Below are 528 nucleotides of genomic sequence, written 5' to 3' on the forward strand. Positions count from 1 at the left end.
GCTTTAAGTGGCGTTACGACCACCCTGGCGAACTTATCTACGCGCCGCTGCTGCTTAAGCAGTTATCTGACATGATGCCAGACAGCGCCATCGTCTCGACTGACGTAGGCCAGCACCAAATGTGGGCAGCTCAGCACATTCAGCCACGCGATCCGCAAAACTTCATTACTTCCGCAGGCTTAGGCACCATGGGTTTTGGTTTGCCAGCAGCAATGGGCGCATCAGTCGCGCGTCCGGATGATCAGTCTATCCTTATTACAGGTGACGGTTCATTCATGATGAACGTACAGGAGCTAGGCACGCTAAAACGTCGCCAAATTCCTGTGAAGATTGTTCTCCTAAACAACCAACGTCTTGGCATGGTTCGCCAATGGCAATCGCTGTTTTTCGATGGTCGCCACAGTGAAACCATTCTTGATGACAACCCAGATTTCGTGATGTTGGCAAAAGCCTTCGACATTCCGGGCAAAACCATCACCAAGAAAGAAGAAGTCGAACCAGCACTTAAAGAAATGCTAGCGAGCGAAA

At 50.4% G+C, this 528-nt stretch carries 1 protein-coding gene; it reads left to right on the forward strand.

Annotated elements, in window-relative coordinates:
• Positions 1–528: thiamine pyrophosphate-dependent enzyme (locus R7190_RS30415; RefSeq protein ID WP_318138282.1), on the forward strand; the 528-nt coding region annotated here is incomplete at both ends.

This window comes from Vibrio sp. 1078-1 (genome assembly GCF_033340475.1).